Source organism: Streptomyces sp. NRRL B-24572, from assembly GCF_002156145.1.
GTDB lineage: Bacteria > Actinomycetota > Actinomycetes > Streptomycetales > Streptomycetaceae > Streptomyces > Streptomyces vietnamensis.
Window position 1 is genome coordinate 1 of record NZ_MWIG01001143.1, and the last position, 504, is coordinate 504.

Below are 504 nucleotides of genomic sequence, written 5' to 3' on the forward strand. Positions count from 1 at the left end.
CTCGGGGGAGGGCGGGCACAACGGACCCGCGCCCTGCCTGCGCCAGAGGCTTCCGCGCCCTGACCCGCACCCACGGTGACGGCGCGCTGGTGGTGCGGGTCCAGGCGCGGAACGCGGAGGCGCCGCTGAAGGGCGCCACCCGTCCCGCCCAGCGGGACGGGTGCCCACACGGCGGCGGGGCGCCGCACCAGCACGGGCGCGGTCCCACACGGCAGGGGCGCCGCCCAGCACGGGCGCGGGCCCACACGGGCGCGGGGGCACCGCCCCGGCCCGGCCTCAGTCCTGCCCGTACCGAGGATCCACCGACTCGGGCGACAGCCCGAGAAGCTCGGCGACCTGCTCCACCACCACCTCGTGAACCAGCAGCGCCCGCTCGTCCCGACTCTTCGACCGAATCTCCACCGGCCGCCGGTGCCGGGCGAGACGGTGCCGCTGGGCGGCTCGATGTCGGCCGAGAAGAACGAGCCGGCTCGCGTGGTCGTCTACCGGCGGCCGGTGGAGATT

The 504-nt window shown here is 77.0% G+C and carries 1 pseudogene; it reads right to left on the bottom strand.

What is annotated here, in order from left to right:
* Nucleotides 1-276: 276 nt before the first annotated feature.
* Nucleotides 277-504 (bottom strand): annotated as a pseudogene (locus CCN56_RS45450) (hypothetical protein); the annotation flags it as partial.